16 protein-coding genes are annotated in these 16,256 nt (G+C 46.4%); 8 read left to right on the top strand and 8 right to left on the bottom strand.

Features of this window, described 5'->3' with window-relative positions; genetic code table 11:
- Nucleotides 1–57: 57 nt before the first annotated feature.
- The 3 genes from ACQ4M5_RS10845 to ACQ4M5_RS10835 form a co-directional block, all read right to left on the bottom strand.
- Entirely contained in the window at nucleotides 58–1,491 is a 1,434-nt protein-coding gene (locus tag ACQ4M5_RS10845) for a hypothetical protein (RefSeq protein ID WP_430675624.1), read from the bottom strand.
- Nucleotides 1,492–1,561: 70 nt separating this feature from the next.
- Nucleotides 1,562–1,807, bottom strand: a complete 246-nt coding sequence (locus ACQ4M5_RS10840) for a hypothetical protein (RefSeq protein WP_430675623.1) — start codon at nucleotides 1,805–1,807, stop codon at nucleotides 1,562–1,564.
- Nucleotides 1,808–1,894: 87 nt separating this feature from the next.
- Complete coding sequence (locus ACQ4M5_RS10835; protein WP_430675622.1) at nucleotides 1,895–5,299, bottom strand: phycobilisome rod-core linker polypeptide; 3,405 nt, start codon at nucleotides 5,297–5,299, stop codon at nucleotides 1,895–1,897.
- Between the two features lie 375 nt (nucleotides 5,300–5,674).
- On the opposite strand from ACQ4M5_RS10835, the gene ebsA reads away from it, so the two are divergent.
- The 3 genes from ebsA to ACQ4M5_RS10820 all read left to right on the top strand — a co-directional run bounded on the left by ebsA (nucleotide 5,675) and on the right by ACQ4M5_RS10820 (nucleotide 8,260).
- A complete protein-coding gene (gene ebsA, locus ACQ4M5_RS10830) occupies nucleotides 5,675–6,052 on the top strand; it encodes a type IV pilus biogenesis protein EbsA (RefSeq protein ID WP_068380828.1) in 378 nt (125 codons plus the stop codon).
- Nucleotides 6,053–6,195: 143 nt separating this feature from the next.
- Nucleotides 6,196–7,284, top strand: coding sequence for a phosphotransacetylase family protein (locus ACQ4M5_RS10825; protein WP_430675621.1), 1,089 nt, complete (start codon nucleotides 6,196–6,198; stop codon nucleotides 7,282–7,284).
- A gap of 130 nt (nucleotides 7,285–7,414) precedes the next feature.
- On the top strand, nucleotides 7,415–8,260 hold the full coding sequence (locus ACQ4M5_RS10820) for a pentapeptide repeat-containing protein (protein WP_430675620.1): 846 nt from the start codon (nucleotides 7,415–7,417) through the stop codon (nucleotides 8,258–8,260).
- A 10-nt stretch (nucleotides 8,261–8,270) separates the two neighbouring features.
- Here ACQ4M5_RS10820 and ACQ4M5_RS10815 read toward each other — a convergent pair whose 3' ends face one another.
- A complete protein-coding gene (locus ACQ4M5_RS10815; RefSeq protein WP_430675619.1) occupies nucleotides 8,271–8,903 on the bottom strand; it encodes a response regulator in 633 nt (210 codons plus the stop codon).
- The gene (locus ACQ4M5_RS10810) at nucleotides 8,900–10,144 is read right to left on the bottom strand and encodes a sensor histidine kinase (protein ID WP_430675618.1); all 1,245 of its coding nucleotides are present in this window, start codon (nucleotides 10,142–10,144) and stop codon (nucleotides 8,900–8,902) included. The genes ACQ4M5_RS10815 and ACQ4M5_RS10810 overlap by 4 nt, the downstream gene beginning before the upstream one ends.
- A gap of 151 nt (nucleotides 10,145–10,295) precedes the next feature.
- Between ACQ4M5_RS10810 and ACQ4M5_RS10805 the strand changes: the two genes are divergently transcribed.
- Nucleotides 10,296–10,661 carry a hypothetical protein gene (locus tag ACQ4M5_RS10805; protein ID WP_430675617.1) on the top strand — a complete coding sequence of 122 codons (366 nt, stop codon included), beginning with the start codon at nucleotides 10,296–10,298 and terminating at the stop codon, nucleotides 10,659–10,661.
- A 108-nt stretch (nucleotides 10,662–10,769) separates the two neighbouring features.
- Here ACQ4M5_RS10805 and mutY read toward each other — a convergent pair whose 3' ends face one another.
- Both mutY and ACQ4M5_RS10795 read right to left on the bottom strand, forming a co-directional pair.
- On the bottom strand, nucleotides 10,770–11,909 hold the full coding sequence (gene mutY, locus ACQ4M5_RS10800) for an A/G-specific adenine glycosylase (protein WP_430675616.1): 1,140 nt from the start codon (nucleotides 11,907–11,909) through the stop codon (nucleotides 10,770–10,772).
- A complete protein-coding gene (locus ACQ4M5_RS10795; RefSeq protein WP_430675615.1) occupies nucleotides 11,875–12,204 on the bottom strand; it encodes a DUF760 domain-containing protein in 330 nt (109 codons plus the stop codon). Before ACQ4M5_RS10795 ends, mutY begins: the two co-directional genes overlap by 35 nt.
- Nucleotides 12,205–12,871: 667 nt before the next feature.
- On the opposite strand from ACQ4M5_RS10795, the gene ACQ4M5_RS10790 reads away from it, so the two are divergent.
- From ACQ4M5_RS10790 to ACQ4M5_RS10780, 3 genes are all read left to right on the top strand, one after another.
- Nucleotides 12,872–13,051: a hypothetical protein gene (locus ACQ4M5_RS10790; RefSeq protein ID WP_430675614.1), complete on the top strand. Its 180-nt coding sequence runs from the start codon at nucleotides 12,872–12,874 to the stop codon at nucleotides 13,049–13,051.
- Nucleotides 13,052–13,183: 132 nt separating this feature from the next.
- The gene (locus ACQ4M5_RS10785) at nucleotides 13,184–13,828 is read left to right on the top strand and encodes a DUF3318 domain-containing protein (protein ID WP_068380815.1); all 645 of its coding nucleotides are present in this window, start codon (nucleotides 13,184–13,186) and stop codon (nucleotides 13,826–13,828) included.
- Nucleotides 13,829–14,106: 278 nt separating this feature from the next.
- Complete coding sequence (locus ACQ4M5_RS10780; protein WP_430675613.1) at nucleotides 14,107–15,186, top strand: peptidoglycan-binding domain-containing protein; 1,080 nt, start codon at nucleotides 14,107–14,109, stop codon at nucleotides 15,184–15,186.
- Nucleotides 15,187–15,239: 53 nt separating this feature from the next.
- Here ACQ4M5_RS10780 and ACQ4M5_RS10775 read toward each other — a convergent pair whose 3' ends face one another.
- On the bottom strand, nucleotides 15,240–15,542 hold the full coding sequence (locus ACQ4M5_RS10775) for a hypothetical protein (RefSeq protein WP_430675612.1): 303 nt from the start codon (nucleotides 15,540–15,542) through the stop codon (nucleotides 15,240–15,242).
- 253 nt (nucleotides 15,543–15,795) lie between these two features.
- Here ACQ4M5_RS10775 and ACQ4M5_RS10770 point away from each other — a divergent pair, with 253 nt between their 5' ends.
- Nucleotides 15,796–16,230: a hypothetical protein gene (locus tag ACQ4M5_RS10770; protein ID WP_430675611.1), complete on the top strand. Its 435-nt coding sequence runs from the start codon at nucleotides 15,796–15,798 to the stop codon at nucleotides 16,228–16,230.
- The last annotated feature ends 26 nt before the right edge of the window (nucleotides 16,231–16,256 follow it).

Here is a 16,256-nt window from a genome sequence, read left to right as displayed (position 1 = left end):
TGGTCAGGCTGATGCTTCCTGTGGACTCTTGCGTTCAAATTCTGGAGAATCCAATGCTCAAATCTTACTCGTTGTTAGATCTTTCTGCACAGATTCGAGCCAGGAATTAGCTGATGCCCAAAAGAAAGAATGATCTTTATCAAAACACAACATATCATCCTGGCTAATGCACTCGCTCCACTCTTTCAAAGCGTACTCGTACCGAGAGAACGCAGCTTCTAGCTTCATCAGTGTAGGAAATCGAGCAGATTGCGCTTTGGAAGAGAGTCCATCGAGTAGAACTTTTAACTCTTGAACTTGGTCAGCATAGTCTCTGTAATCCACTCCAGTTTTCATGCGTGAGTTAAGAGCAAGAAAAGATTTCAGTATAGTCTCAACATCCTGACGAAGCTCAGGCGGAGAACTTAGAACACTGATACTCGGCTGACCTGCAAGAATCTTTTTCTGTCTCGCAATGTCATAATCAAGTCTGGCTAGATCCTCATCTTTCACTGTCTTGAGAATTTGATCTTTTCTGCTTCTACCCTGATATAAAAGCTTCTCCCTAGCATCAAGTTCCTTACGCCGAGATGCAGTTTTTTTTCGACTTGCCATAATCTCAGACATAGACGAACCAGATTCGATGTCGATCAGCTCTTGCTCGTGTTTAGCATCTTCAATTTCTGTTCTAAGCTTATCGATAGTCTCTTCTACTTTTTCTCTCTGAGCTTTTGCAGCATTTACCGCTAATTTCTTCTTTTGAGTATCTGAAATTGCCTTTTCATATTTTGCAATTTCGCTTTGGGCAGAACTGTGTCTTTGATCCGAATTAGGTAGTTGACGCATTAACTCAACTGCCTTTTGAAAGTATGAGATTGCTATGTCCAAATCTTCTTCTGTTCGCGAAATCGCAGCGATATAAATGGCAAGCTCCGAATTCTGAAGGGCGTTTTCATAAGGATCACTTTGTATTACAGGTTTTCCGACATCTGAGTTTTTAGCTGCTAATTTTTCAGCTTGCTTAAAATAGAAGAATGCTCCAGCGCCCATAACCACAAGTAGAAAACTCGTAAGAATAGCTACAGTCATTTTTCTATTTTTGCCATTAGTCTTCGAGTCCACCTTTTGTGGAGATGTCTTCCGGGTCTCACTAACCGGTTGCTGATATGAGACATTTTTTGCAGGTTCTGGAGTCTTACTAGGGACGTTTAATACGTTGGAGGTCAAATCAAATTCCTGAATCCAGGGAGCTAGACTGCTATCTTTCTGCCTTCCACAAATTTTGATTGACGTAATTGTTTTGAGATTTAATCCTATAACACCTCTATGGACGAATTCTGAGAGTTCTACTTTGTCAAGAGGTTTGGGTGATTCCAATAAGATGTACAAACAGCCAGCTTTTTGATTGACTTTTGCAATAATACCTTTAGGCAAAAGCTGACGATTTATCAAATTTGCGATTGCTTCTGTATTGCCTTTTTTTGCAAGCTCAATCAGATTTTGCTGGGTCATGGAAGTTCGTTTCCTTCACGTCTTCTTCAAAATTCCCCAACAACTGCAACACATAACGCTAATATTTCTTCTACTCATGCCACAGTTCTGAAATCAGAAAAGTTTCTCCTGCTCTTCCTTGGCGAATGGCTTCTTGTAAGTCTGCTAAGATCTGTGTTTTTGGTTCGTGTTCATTGATCGCATCCAATCCACTTTCCTCTAATTGCAGAAACTTGATGAGTTCTTCCCAAAGTTCGACTGGAACTAGCACGTCAGTTTTTTCGCCTGCTGCATTCGTGACATATTTAACGTTGGCTTGAATCTCTGGAATCGACATAACTGCAACTCGACGTAGATTTCTCAATTATAAAAGAAGCCCTCGATCGAACAATTGTCGATCGAGGGCAAATTCATTCAAACCAATCTAGCTAAGGCGACCCGTCACATACGAAGGCGACAGATCCGACCAAGATTGTTTCACCAAGTCCGCATCCGCTTTCACACTACCAAGGTAGTTTCCAGCAGGGAGCGACGGATAACGCTTGTACGGAACCACATCTTCGCCAAAGTAGCGCGAGTATTCTGCACTGTTCACCATCGCATCCACCGCAGCTTTCAAGCCTCCATCCGCCAGAATCTTGTTATATTCGCGAATTTCAGCTTGGGTTGCAGGCGCACGACCCAACAAGTGACGGAACAAGAATTCGATCACTTTAGTGTTCGGGTAGGGTGCATAGAAGCGACGAACATAGATATCGGAGCTTGCCAAGGTCTTGACGAATTCCCGCACCGAGATTTCGCTATTCCGTAGCTTACTTTCGAGATCCGATCGCTTAAATTGGCTCGGTACTTGTCCGCTGAACACATCCATCACTTGCACGTAAATGGCGTTGATCACCAGTTCAGTTTCGTTCTGGGACATCCCCGGATTCATCCGATAAATCCGAGCAGGCTTCCGGCGGCTGGTTCCGACTCCGACTTCTACTGATTGACCGTCACCATTGGTAAACGATCGACCAAGTTGAATAAACCGAGGTTTGCTGCCGTCTGCTTTGCGCTCTTGAACCGCGTTGTCCTGAATTGCCGCAGCCGTTAACGGCATCTGAGCCACATCCATCCGCGATTTCGCAGACGAGAAGCTTGGAACTTCAAGCTTTTTGTTCTGCTTCGTCAGCTTGTTGTACAAGGTCTGCGAGTTCGGGAAGTTTGCCGCAGGCAGGGTTAAGAAGCGGTTGTATGGAACCACGTCTTCACCGAATGCTTCCGCGTACTCTGCACTGTTCACCATCTCGGTAACGAATGCTTTCAAGCCTTGGGTTGCAAGGATCTTGTTGTACTTGCGAATTTCGGCTTGATCCAGGGGAGCACGTCCCAAGAAGTGCTTCGTTCCCAGTTCGATCACTTTCGTGTTCGGGTACGGGGTGTAGAACTCCTTGATGTACAAGCCAGAGCTACCCAAGCCGATAATGAACTCTTTCAGATTGATTTCATTGTTGCCGAGCTTACTTTCGAGTGCCGAGAATTCGTTCTGCGCCACATAAGGAGCAATGTCACGCTCGAACACTTGACGATAAGCGGCTCCGATCACAGTCTTGAGGTTCGCTTTGTCGGTGGTTTGAGTCAGCTTGAACACTTTGGTTTGTTCGCGCTTCTTGCTCACCCCTTGATTGATGCGGAAGTCGATATCCGGTTGAGTCCGCATTCCCGAAGCGGTTCCCAATTCCACGAAGCGAGGCGTTTCTTCCTTCGTAACTTTCGTGCCTTTGTCTTGGATTGAACCGACACGAACCGTTCTGAGGGAGACACCACCCGGAGTGAGATAGCGCTCGTAGGGAACGGTATCTTCGCCGAAGGTCTTGTTGTACTCTTCGGTGTCGAGGATTGCATCAATCACCGCGAATACGCCTTTCTTCGAGCAGAGATCGAAGTATTTGTTGATTTCTTGGCGACCGTAGGTAGGACGACCGAGTAAGCGACGATGAATATATTCGATCGCTTTTGTCACATACAGTTTTTCCCAGTACAGACTGCGGAAAAGAGGCGATTTTGCCAAGCGACGAACGAACTCTTTAACTGTGATTTCACCGTTTTCGAGCTTGATTTCATCGACTTTGAGGCGTTGCCCTTCGTACACATCGCGACCAAAGACTTGCAGATAAGCCGCTTTAATCACTGCTTGGGTCGAACTTTCCGAGAACTTGGTGCTGATGCCTTGAGTTCCAGAAGATTTCTTGCCAAACGAACCCGTAAAGCTTGGGCTTTGATCGTACTTGAAGACTTTCGGACCCAAACTTCCAGGAGCAACACCACGAGCTTCTGGATTGCTCAATTGGTTGTTGATGCCCGGACCGCGATTGATCAGAATCCGACGAGTATCTTTGCCGAATGGAGCCGGACGAGCGCTTGGATTCTTGGTTTCTTTCGGGAAGATTGCACCGAATTGAATTTCCAGCGGATCGTTTCCAGAACCGTAAACGTGCTGATCGGGTAACGGTTGATCGTAAGCAGCAAAGGTTGTGATAAATTGCGGAACCTTGCGGAATGGCGCACTGTAGTTGAACAGGTCTTGTTGTGGACCCCAGTTACGGCATTCTTGTGCTTCTTGACCTAAACCACGCAGATACGGAACGGTTTCTTCTCCGAAGTAGTCCGCATATTCTTTAGAATCGACCAGTGCATCAACCAGCGCATTCAAACCGCCATTGGATACGATCGAGAAATATTTCTGAACTTCTTCACGTGAAGACGGACCCCGACCGAGAATATGACGGAATGCCAATTCTAAAGCGCGGCTATTAATATACGGTTCAAAAAAGTTCTTTCGATACAGCGGCGATTTTGCCAAACGGCGGATGAATTCCTTCATCGAAATATCGCCGTTTTTCACTTTCGATTCGAGGTCGGAGATACCCAGCGAATAAGCGCGGGTGATGTCGCGTTCAAATACCTGACGGTAAGCCGCTTTCACCACATCGTTCTTTTCGCTGCTCGACAGACCGGGCTTCATTGCGAACTTAGGACGGCGTTCTGCTGCATTAAAGTAGATTTGCGGCAGTTGTAGACCTTGAAGATCGCCTGAAGGACGCTGACGTACTTTATCTGAAGGAGTCGGCGCTTTGAATTCGGTGATCAACACGTCGAAATACTGATCAACGATCGTTTTCGCATCCGCATCACCCCGGAAGTAATTTCCAGCGGCAACCTTCATTTCTTGCAGAGCCACGATCGTGGCATCCGTCGAACAAGCCCGCTCAATGATTTCGCGCAAACCGCGAGTATTGACCGAGATAATATTTGGATCGCCTGCAACGATCGCATAAGTCGTGTAGCGCAAGAACCAGCTTAAGTCGCGTAACGACTTCGCCATGTTGCTCGGACCATAACGCGCTACGTTAATCGGACGAAAACCCGGCGGGATTGCTCCTGCACTGGGGGTCAAAAAGAAGTTCCGAATGCCACCGAACAATCCGCCACCAGAGCCTTCCGCATAAGTGACCGTGCCCAGTTTCATCCCTTCTTCGGTATTCAGCGTCGTGCCTGCGATCGTTTTCACAGGTTCTTCAGCGGGTTTTTCCAAAAACGCCATTGGAGAACCACCCGTGAAGATACGGTTCGCCGATCGAGAAACGATTAATTCCGAGTTACGGGTCAGAATTTCAGCAATTTCGAGGCGTTTCTGCCCGGACTTAAAATACTGCACAAGTTCATCAAGCTCACCCCGACCCAAAAAGCGGTCTTGTTGTTCTGCTTGTGAAATCGTAGCAACTGGTACGGTTTGGTATAGTTGCGGGCGTGCAACTGAGCTTCCCCCACTTGCCTTAACACTCATTGATTCTAAAGCTCCCAGTTTACGGATCGTTACTGTGTTAAATCTGACCAGAGCGTCACCTGGCACGTTATTTCTTAAAGAGCCGACATCGCATGACACGCCATCAGCCTTCGCACGTTAAACGATTGCCCAGGGTCAACCAGTTCATTCTTAGATTAAAACGTTTCGGGTTCCTACACTTGAATTATTAAAAAGTGTGACAAAGCCGATCGTGTTTAGTGCTTTGCTCATCATAAAAGACGGATGTACTTATCTGAGAATGGCTTTAAGTTTTGTAACAAAAATGCAATGTGGGGTTGAAACAGATTTGAGGGAATAATGAGTCCGCCCGCAAGATACTCCGCCCAATTGGATTGACGAAACAGGAAGTCAAGTATGTCGATCGAGAAACTTCAACCCGCACCCACTCAACAAGTTGGGGTGTATACGCCCTACTACCCGCAGCAGGGAAAGAAACAGCTTCTACCCTTTGCGATTAGTCTTTATCAGAAAGGCGCTTTAGAGGGAGAGCGCAAAATCGAAGGTGGCGATAGTATTCCCTTTATTGCTTCCTGGAATGTTTCGACGCTTCCGGCGGATTTGTGCCGCTGTCGGATTCAATTCGAGGGAAATGCGGAACTAAGTTATGAAGTGATGATGGCGAATTTTGAATTTGTGGATTTCTTGATTGAAGTCATTCACAACTTTAAGCGCACTCGCTTGTCAGATTTTTCCCAGTCGTTTTATCGAAAGCTGCTGAGAATCGACGATTAAAAGCAATTTAGAAATGGTGTTGAGGGAGCGATCATCTTGGGTCGCTCCCTTAACTTTTAGAGGGATTCTCAGACTTCCGCCCACACGAGTGCGATAGAATTCTTAGAGTCTGAGACGGCTCTTTGATTAACCGGAGTGAGCGCGTGCCTAAGTCTGCCAAGTATTTATTGATTGGTTCCCTGGAAGCCTATAGTGGCAAATCTGCTGCAATTTTAGGACTCTTCCACCAACTGAAAGCGCGAGGGCTGGATCTTGCCTATGGAAAGGCTTTGGGCGGCGGTTGGGGACAAACCCAAATGGCGGATAGTGACGGTGATATTCAGTTTGTGGCAGAAACGATCGGGCTAAATCGCGATCAACTTCAAGCCCCGGTTTTAACGCTGAATCCGGAGACAGTCGAGAATCGGTTGAATGGTTCGGATACGCAGGATTATCGTCAGTTGTTGATTGAGCGATCGCAGCAACAAAAGGGTGATTTGGTCATCCTTGAAGGTCCTGGAACGCTGAGTGAAGGGAAGTTATTTAATTTATCGCTGTTGCAAGTGGCTGATGCAATTCAAGCGTCGGTCATGCTTGTGGCACGATTCCATTCTGTTTTATTGCTCGATTTGATTCTGAGCGCGAAAGAGAAATTAGGCGATCGCTTAATTGGTGTCCTAATTAATGATGTGCCAAGGGATCAGATTGATTCGATTAACAATTCCTTCCGTCCATTCTTAGAGAAACAAGGGATTGCCGTGTTTGGAGTGCTACCCAGCAGTACTTTACTCAGAAGTGTCAGCGTTGCGGAATTGGTTCATCAACTCAACGCTGAGGTTCTGTGTCGGGGCGATCGATTAGATCACATGGTGGAAAGTTTGACGATCGGAGCGATGAACGTCAATTCAGCACTCAAATATTTCCGCGCTCGGCAAAATATGGCAGTCGTTACGGGTGGCGATCGAACTGATTTACAGTTAGCAGCACTCGAAACTTCGACTCAGTGTTTAATTCTGACGGGACATATTCCACCGACGAAAGAGATTGTTTCTCGTGCAGAAGATTTGGAAATTCCGATTCTCTCTGTCGATCTGGACACATTAACAACGGTTGAAATTATTGAACGAGCATTTGGGGAAGTGCGACTGCAAGAACCAATCAAGTTTCAGTGTATTTGCCAAATGATCGAACAGTATTTCGATAGCGATCGACTTCTCACAACCTTGGGATTGATGCCCGCTGAGGCGCGATGAATTGCTAAGGTTTCTATACGATCGGAACAAATCCGATTCGGGTAGCGACGAATACTTTAAGTATGATTTCCAGAATCGAATTTGCTGATTCTGTAGCATTCCTTAAACCTATTCGTTACTTGCTCAATCTATGAAACCCGCGATTCTTGCTCTAACTACTTTTGGAATTGCACTGAGTACTATTTTGCCTGGTTATGCGGAGAGTGCTGATCCAATTCGGCAACTCTTAGAAACTCGATCGTGTGTCCGTTGTGATTTGCGCGATGTGGATTTGCAAGGGAAAAATCTTCGGGGGGTCAATCTACGCGGAGCAAATTTACAGGGTGCAGATTTAAGACGTGCAATCTTGAATGGTGCAAATCTCAGTGGTGCAAATCTTCAAGAAGCAAATCTGAGGAGTGCTGATTTGCAAAGAGCAGATTTGTCGAATGCGGATCTTAGAGATGCCAATTTACGGGACGCGGTTCTGACATTTGCCGAATTGTTTGGGGTAAATTTGCGCGGCACGAACATTGAAGAAGCTCGATCGAGTCAAATTTCCGAAGAGATTCGCAGAACTTACCGCGACATCACTGGACGAAATTCAGACGGCTACAAAGTTCGGGAGTACATTCGAGAACTGGCAGGAGGTCGATCGCTGTCTCAAATTCGGCGGGAAATTGCTCGAAGTGATGATGCGAAAGATGCGATCGCAGAACTCTACGAAGATGTGTTTGGGCGAAGAGTGGATGAAAGCGGGTTGCGAACTTGGACAAGATTTCTAGAGCGAGACAATCGATCGCTGAAAGATATTCGCGAGGAATTAGTTCGCAGTCCAGAAGCACGAGATGCCATCAATCGAATCTATCAGGAACTTCTAGGTCGCGATGCCGATACAAGAGGGCTGCGAACCTGGCTGGATCAACTTCGCCAAGGACGATCGCTCTCTGATATTCGATCGCGCATTGCCAGCAGCAACGAAGCAAAACGGAAATAGGCGTGTACTGCTAAATTAGATGCTGCTTTGCCCAGAGTGCCGCTTGTGTACGATCGTGCAATCCTAATTGGCTCAAAATTCGGCTGATATGGTTTCTAACGGTTCCTTCACTCAGAAAGAGCAACTGGGCAATTTCCGAGTTTGTTTTTCCTTGACTCAATAGTGCAAGCACTTCTAGTTCTCTACGACTCAGTTGATAAGACTCGATCGATTGAGTCGGAAGCATTGCGCTTAAATGTGCGAAAACCTTGGGCGCGATCGTGGGTCCTAATTGACTCACTCCACGATGCAGAGCACGAATCGCATCAATAATCTGGTTTGTAGGTGTGTTTTTGAGAATATAGCCGAGCGCTCCTGCTTGAAGTGCCTGATAGATATATTCGTCCTCATCAAATGTAGAGAGTACTAAGATGCGAATCCAGGGATAACGATCGTGAATTTCTCGCGTTGCTGTCACTCCATCACAATGAGGCATTCGCACATCCATCAAAATGATGTCCGGTTGAAACTGTTCGGCTAATGCGATCGCTTCCTGTCCGTCACTTCCAAGTCCGACCACTTCTAAGTCTGGCTCTAAGCTCAAAATCGCTGCTAACCCTTGACAGAAAATTGCTTGATCATCCACGAGTAGAAGCTTGATCATGTACAGCGCTCTCCTAACCGAGAATGCTCCTCTGAAGTAAGTTGTACTGGAACAATGACTTGAATCTGGGTTCCCTGCCCAACTACGCTCTCAATGCTGAACTGCCCTCCCAGAATTTGCGATCGTTCTTTCATACCTCGTATGCCAAATCCACCCGTTTGCTGAGTTCTATCAAACCCTTTTCCATTGTCTTGGAGCTTGATGAAGATCGCATCAGCGCTACTTCTTCCAAGCAGTATCACCTGAGTTGCATCAGCGTGTTTCTGCACATTTACTAATCCCTCTTGAACAATGCAATAGAGTTGATGACTCAACTGCAAAGGAAGCTGGGGTAGCTTGAAATCAAGCTGGATAGAGAAACCTGCCTGCTGACTTTGTGCAACCAGAACAGCGATCGCATGATTGAGATCAAAGTCAGATTGTCTCAAACTAGACAGCGATCGACGAACATCGTGTAAACATTGATCCGCGAGTTGTCGAGCTAGAAATAGCGATCGCTGTGCTTGTTCTGGATCTCGATGCTGAAGTTTCTGAGCGGCTTCGAGTTGAATTCCTAATCCTGTTAAGGAATGTCCCAGAGAATCGTGAATATCTCTGGCAATCCGAGTTCTTTCTAGAGCCGTCGCAAGCGCTTCAACTTGTTGTGTAAGTGCTTCTGTGCGTTCTCGGCTCTGACGTTCAGATAGAACTAGAAATCCCAGCACGATCGAAAAGGTGCTGCCACCGAGGAAAAAAATTAACTGATTGATCCAAGAGACTTGAAGCTGAAGAACAGTACTCACTCCTTTTTCCGCGATAAGAGCAATTATTCGACCCCAAATTTGCTCCAAAATCCAAGCATATCCCGCAAGATACACGACCCCAAAACTGACCACCATCACGATGACTTCTTTGCGAGGCAGTAGAAAGCAGCTTTTTACAATCCACCAATAGAGAATCAATTGAAAATCAAACTCTAGTAAAACTGCACCTGCAATCATACTCATGCACACAAACAGGTAAAGTCGCCGTTTCCATAGCTCCTGCTGAAACGGTGTGATCAAACTCAGTAAAAGAAAAACAATGTGGAATCCGACCATGAACCAGGTATCGGGCAGAAAGGGTCGATACGGGTGATAGCGCATCATAATCAGACCTAGCACCAAGTCGAGCAGAATGATGACAATATCGAGTGCTGTGACCGTTTCGGGGAGCGATCGCGTCACTGAGTTGAGAAACTGACGGAATGCGATTTTGCCCATAGCTGAGACTCTGCCGAAACCTTGGTTCTATGATCAACGGATTTGCTCCCAACACATCATTACAATTGTCACGATTTTTGATGACATCTGTGGCGGACGATCGCGCCTTCGATGCGACTAAACTGCGGATGATGATTTTGGAAAAGAATAGATGCGAGTTTCATTCTCTCTTGCTGTTGCCAGCTTTCTCGGTTTAGTGCTGATTCAGCCTGCTCGTGCGATCGACTGCGATCCGATGGCAATCGGCATGGAAGCAGATAACTGTCGATCGAAAATTGCATTTAACACAAACACAAATGCGCCTGGGTCGATCGAGCAATACAAACTCAGCTTATCGACTCAACTCCCGATCGCAATTGCTAGATACAACCAAACGGCGACAGCGATGATTGCCCAACGCCAAGTCAAACCTACGATCGTTGTTTCACAGAGTAGCCTTGAAAATTTGCCTGTGGTCGCTCTATCGCTCGATAATGTGCAGGCTCCAATTGCTCTTAGTTCACGGTTACAGCCCTAGTTTTGTTTGTGGTGTGAGATATGCGAAAAATCCTGAAAATGTTGACAACGATCGAGGAAATGGACGATTTCAGTTCTCATTAGGCGGATAGTACGAGATACAACCGTTTCACTGTTTCAATGCTTCGATAATTTTCAAGTTCGCTTTTGGAAATGGGAATTCAGAAAGTTCATCGATCGTCACCCAGCGAATTTCATCACATTCGATCGCTTGTGGTTCTCCTGAGACGTGCTGACAGTGATGAACATTCAAGGAAACTCGAAAGTGGGTGTAAGTGTGATCAACTGTAATCAAATGCTCACCCACTTCAATCTCGATGCCGAGTTCTTCCTGGATTTCGCGCTTGATACAGTGTTCGATCGTTTCACCCGGTTCGACTTTTCCGCCCGGAAATTCCCACAGTCCACCGAGTAAGCCCTCTGCTTTTCGTCGATCGATGAGAATCTTCTGATCTTTCCAAATCACTGCGACTCCAATCACTTTGTGTGGAATCGGCGCACGAGTTTCTGACATAGGAAGCTCCGACTGAACTCCTCGATTGTACGCCTCACAGTGCGATCGCCAAGGACAAATTAAACAAGCTGGATTTTTCGGAGTGCAAACGGTTGCACCTAAATCCATTAATGCTTGATTAAAATCGCGCCCGTTTTCGGGATCGACCAATGTTTCAGAAAGCGCCCAAAGTTGCGACATCGATCGGCTTGGTGGAACTTCCAGCGCAATCATTCGCGCTAAAACTCGTTTCACATTGCCATCTAAAATCGCTAACGGTTGATTAAATGCTGCACTCAGAATTCCGCCTGCCGTGGTACGTCCAATTCCAGGAAGTTTCAGAACGGTTTCTAAATCGGTTGGGAACTGTCCTTGGTGTTCTTCTAAAACTTGTTGTGCAGCACGATGAAAGTTTCGGGCACGAGCATAGTATCCCAAACCTTCCCAAGCTTTGAGAACCATTTGCAAATCAGCATTCGCAAAAGATTCGATCGATGGAAACAGTTTCATCCATCTTTCAAAATATGGAATCACTGTTTTGACTTGAGTTTGCTGAAGCATAATTTCAGAAGCCCAGATTGTGTAAGGATCGCGTGTCTCTCTCCAAGGAAGTGATCGACCTTGATCCACATACCAATCAAGCAAAGACGATCGCAGTTCAGACACAACAAAATTCGGCAGAGAGAAACCCCCTGCCGATGAATTAGTATTCAACGATCGACTATTCGGCATCGATCGCTTGGAACGACTTCTCAAACGCTAATCTTTGCTCTGCGCTCTTGAGGAAATAGCCGCTCATCATTGCAGACGCGAGCAGGCGACCTAAATCTTCGCGGCTCGTGGTAATCGTCACTTCAAAATTTTCGGGTGGAAGACCCCCCAACAATCCGAAAATATTGCGCTCCATCACTTGCAAAACTTCTGGCGATGAAGGCTTCGAGAGTTGAGCGATCGTCTCAGGATCAAGCGACTGAACATACTGTAAAAACTTACCGTTCGATTCGCCGACACCTTGGATGAACTCAGGAAGTTGATTGGATGTATCGTTCACGGTCTTCTACCTCGCAACTGAGGATTGATTCAATATACATACTGTAACAAAGCCAGAATTCCCCCACAGTCAGTAGAACCGAACTTGCTGTGTTCGGGATACTGCCGTCTGTCGGGTGATACGATTTAGACGATGCTTTAAAGATCCCTCGCTTCGGTTGTATTGCGCCCGTGATTGGAAATCACGGTCTATCGGATCAAAGTCCGCTGAAGGGGACTGAAAGCCATTTGTAGAAAACTCCTCAGTCTGTTTCTAACAGACTTTGTTCCGATAGCCCCGAATTCCATTCGAGGGGCGATTCAGGCGGTAAACCACTATTCTTAAACTGTTCGTTCTTTGGGTGTGATTTCGGCGATAAATCACTATTCTCAAACTGTCATCTCGAATCAGTTTAGATCGATCGCAAATTTGTTAACTCAGAGAAGTAAGCTCGATCGCACTATTCACATCTATCTTTTGATAGATAACGTATAAATGCAGATCACTGAACTGTCTAAGTTGTATCAGAAATCACTTAACTTTAATTAGAATTGTTTATCGATAACAGTTCTTTCCAAAAGATCAGCTAAAATTATTTATGCAGTGAAATCTTTTTACTGTTCCCTGGGTTAACTAGGAAAGAATCAGGGCTTCCTGCTAATCCGTGTCGAATTGGTTAAATTCATCTATGCACATCGGGAGTGAGACGACCGCTCCGGAGCGACCTGCCCCATCTTCAAGCCACACTGTGGCGAATCTTGTTGGGACGGCGATCGCGCTGGTTACGCTTGTTCTACCGCTATTCGTGATCGCCCATTACACTCCAGAGAGTCCACCGCCACCTGCTCCTACCCGAATGCGTAATTAAACTCAGAAAGATCGGTTCATACGACTTGCTTGATAAAGGTTTCATCAGGCAGAATGAAATTTACCTACCCTAAATCCGTGGAATCGCTAAGATTATTCCTAGAGGTTAGGAATTCATTCTGAGGCTGAGTACATGACATCTTATGCAACCTCGTCCGCTAGAGCCGACATGAGCGAGTTACGTCGCTTGAAAACTTTGCTGCCTCCAGAACTCCAAAGCTGGGTGACGATCGAGACGACGACCGCTGTAAATCCCCCGTTGATCACGTCCGAAGAAATCGGTCGCGATGAAGTGGAGATTCAGATTGATATGCCGAAATGGGATCAACTGGCGATCGACCAGCGCAATCTCTTGTTTTGGCACGAAGTCGCTCGGATTCAAGCAGACACGATTCCCAAAGATGGCTGGGAAATGGCGGCATTAGCGATCGGGCTAGGTGGCGCAGTGGGTGAGCTATGGGTTCAAGATGGCTTACTGTTGCTGTTGGCAATGGGACTCTCTGGTGTAGCAGGCTGGAGACTGTACCAGAAAAATAATAGTGATAAAACGGTCAAAGAAGCGATCGAGGCGGATGAACGAGCGATCCAGTTAGCGACTCGATTTGGCTACACGCTCCCGAATGCGTATAAAAGCTTGGGCAGCGCGTTGAAAACCTTGATCGATCAGACACCGAAGAAAAAACTGCGATCGCGCTATCAATCCCGACTGGATGCGCTGAAGAAGAGTGCGGCGAAAGCGAAAGCAAAAATGCGATCGGCGGCTCCTTCTGATTTTTAGCTGATTGAAATAAACATATAGTGATCCTATTTGAGTCGTAAACGTTAGAAAGAGTGGGGGGTAGGGAGTAGGGAGTAAGAAATCAAAACGGGAGCAACACCCCACTCCCCACTCCCCACTCCCCACTTCTTCACAACCCTCCCGACTTCACAACTCACTTAGGATTGCTATATCAACGGATGTAACGGCTCTTGATTAAGCGTTACATCCGTTTTTTGTTGCGATCATTATGATGGATCGCGAGGCGTGAATGCCTGCACCGGGTTCAGGAGACAGGAATGGCTTTTAATATCAATGCGCTGAGACTTCCCACGATTCAACGAGGTTCAACGGGATCAGCCGTGGGAGCATGGCAGCGATTTTTACAGGATCAAAATTATCCGATCGGAGCCGTGGACAATGGCTTCGGCAGTGTCGCTGATAGAGTGACTAGAGACTACCAACAGAAAAATGGATTGGTTGCAGATGGCATTGTCGGCAGGGGAACTTATACGAAAGCGTTGTCACAAGGATTTATTTATCGCGTTGCGGGTTTGACTGCTGCAATGTTGCTGAGTTATTTGAACTATGGAATTGCAGAAGTTCAAGACTTACAACGAAGTTTGAATGTCATCGGGCGATTGAATCCACCGTTAACGATCGATGGAAATTTCGGGTTCGGTAGCACGAAAGGAATGACCGAGGCTTATAAGATTCTCGATGTGAATTTCCGCCCACGTTTAGATGCTCAATTGTCGAATCAAACAAAACAAAGATTAGGAATCGACTACGCGCCTGGATTAGCGATTTTAACCGAATACGCTCGAAGACAACGATCGAGATTAAGCGGAGCGCAGTGGGTGAGATTTTTTCCCGCAAGTAGCTCGATCGATGATTTAGCCTCACCCTTCCGTCAGAGAGTCCAAGCCTTTGAAAAAGCGTTACGAGATGCAGGCGCATCGATTACTGTGACCAATACGTATCGTCCGCCTCAACGGGCTTACATGATGCACTATGCGGTGCAATTGAATAATCGGGATATTGCGCCTTGGGATGTGCCCCCGATGGCTGGAATTGATATCGATTGGGTACATTACACCGATGCCGCTTCGTATCAAGCGGCGCGAGATATGGTAAATGCGTTCGATATTGGTGGCAATCCTGCGGCGCTAGTGTCTCGACATACTCAGGCATTAGCGATCGATTGGATTGTCACTTGGAAGCCTCCAATGCGAATCCGCGATGGCAATGGGCGAACCGTCTCGATCGGCACTCCTGCTGAGGCGAATAATAATTCTGATTTGTGGGATGTGGGCGCGACCTACGGCGTGTACAAGTTAGAGTACGATCCGCCGCATTGGTCGGTGGATGGCTATTGAAACTTCAATGTGACACTCCCACGACTCCACTTCGCTAAGGTCGTGGGATTCTTCTACCCTACTTTCTCCTCCCACAGGTCGGGGACGGTCTTGCCTTGTTGCCGCAGTTCTGAATCGAGAAATAACCAATACAAAATCTCTTCGGCTCGATCGCGTTCTTCGCGAATGGCATCAAGATACTGTTTTACTATTTCATACTGGTTCTCATCGGCACATTCAAGTGCCCGTTCAAACTGAACGCGATGCCGATCCTGAATCTGTAAAAATTGATATGCGTATTCATCCTCACGCGGATCTTCGACCATCCAACAATGGTCAATTACATACAACACATCAGATCGCGAAACAGGTTGCACAGTTGCTTGGTATCTCTCAATACAGAACTTATTATGTCAGGCAAAACGGAAAGTGAAGTATCGATTCTTTGATCGTAGACAAATGAGAACGTCCGAAAGCGTAATCCAGATTACAAAGGATAAAGAATTTTAAGCGATCGTAGAACACTTTGTAATGTGGAGAATTGCAAAACAACGCTAATTTTGAGGGGAAAATCCGTTAATTTAAGAGCATAAAAGCCTCTAAATTTTCGTCTCTTCGCTCATCTTCAACATGAAAATACAACTTGATCGGAAGTTGACAACCTGCCCTAAAAATCTAATTTGTACTGTTCACAACACGACATTCGAGGTGGGCAAACTTCGGCTTCTGCTCTATACCGATCGCGGCTTCTTATTAGGCGATATTTCTCCCGACTGTCTCAAGCTTTCTGCTTCTGAAATCCGTACCAAATTGCGTGAGCGGGCTTGCGCGATGTTGCAAGACGACAATCCCGATCGCGATCGCTTGAGAGATTCTGCCCTAGAACTGCTCCAAGCCTCACAAGAACACGTTCGATTCCCTAGCGCATTCGATTGGTGGATGAAGAAATTTGAAATTTTTTCAGAAGAATCCCAGGAAATCGAAGCGACTCGCAGCGGACTCTCGGACTACTATGTGCTGGAACGATCGCGGTTACAGAAAATGCTCGACGACGATCGCGACTAATCCAAACGAGAGCCGATTTGCGCTAG

This window comes from Leptolyngbya sp. AN10 (assembly GCF_050565645.1).
Lineage (GTDB): Bacteria > Cyanobacteriota > Cyanobacteriia > Leptolyngbyales > Leptolyngbyaceae > Leptolyngbya.
The sequence above is the reverse complement of the archived record's forward strand: the minus strand, read 5'-3'. Positions and strand labels throughout refer to the sequence as shown.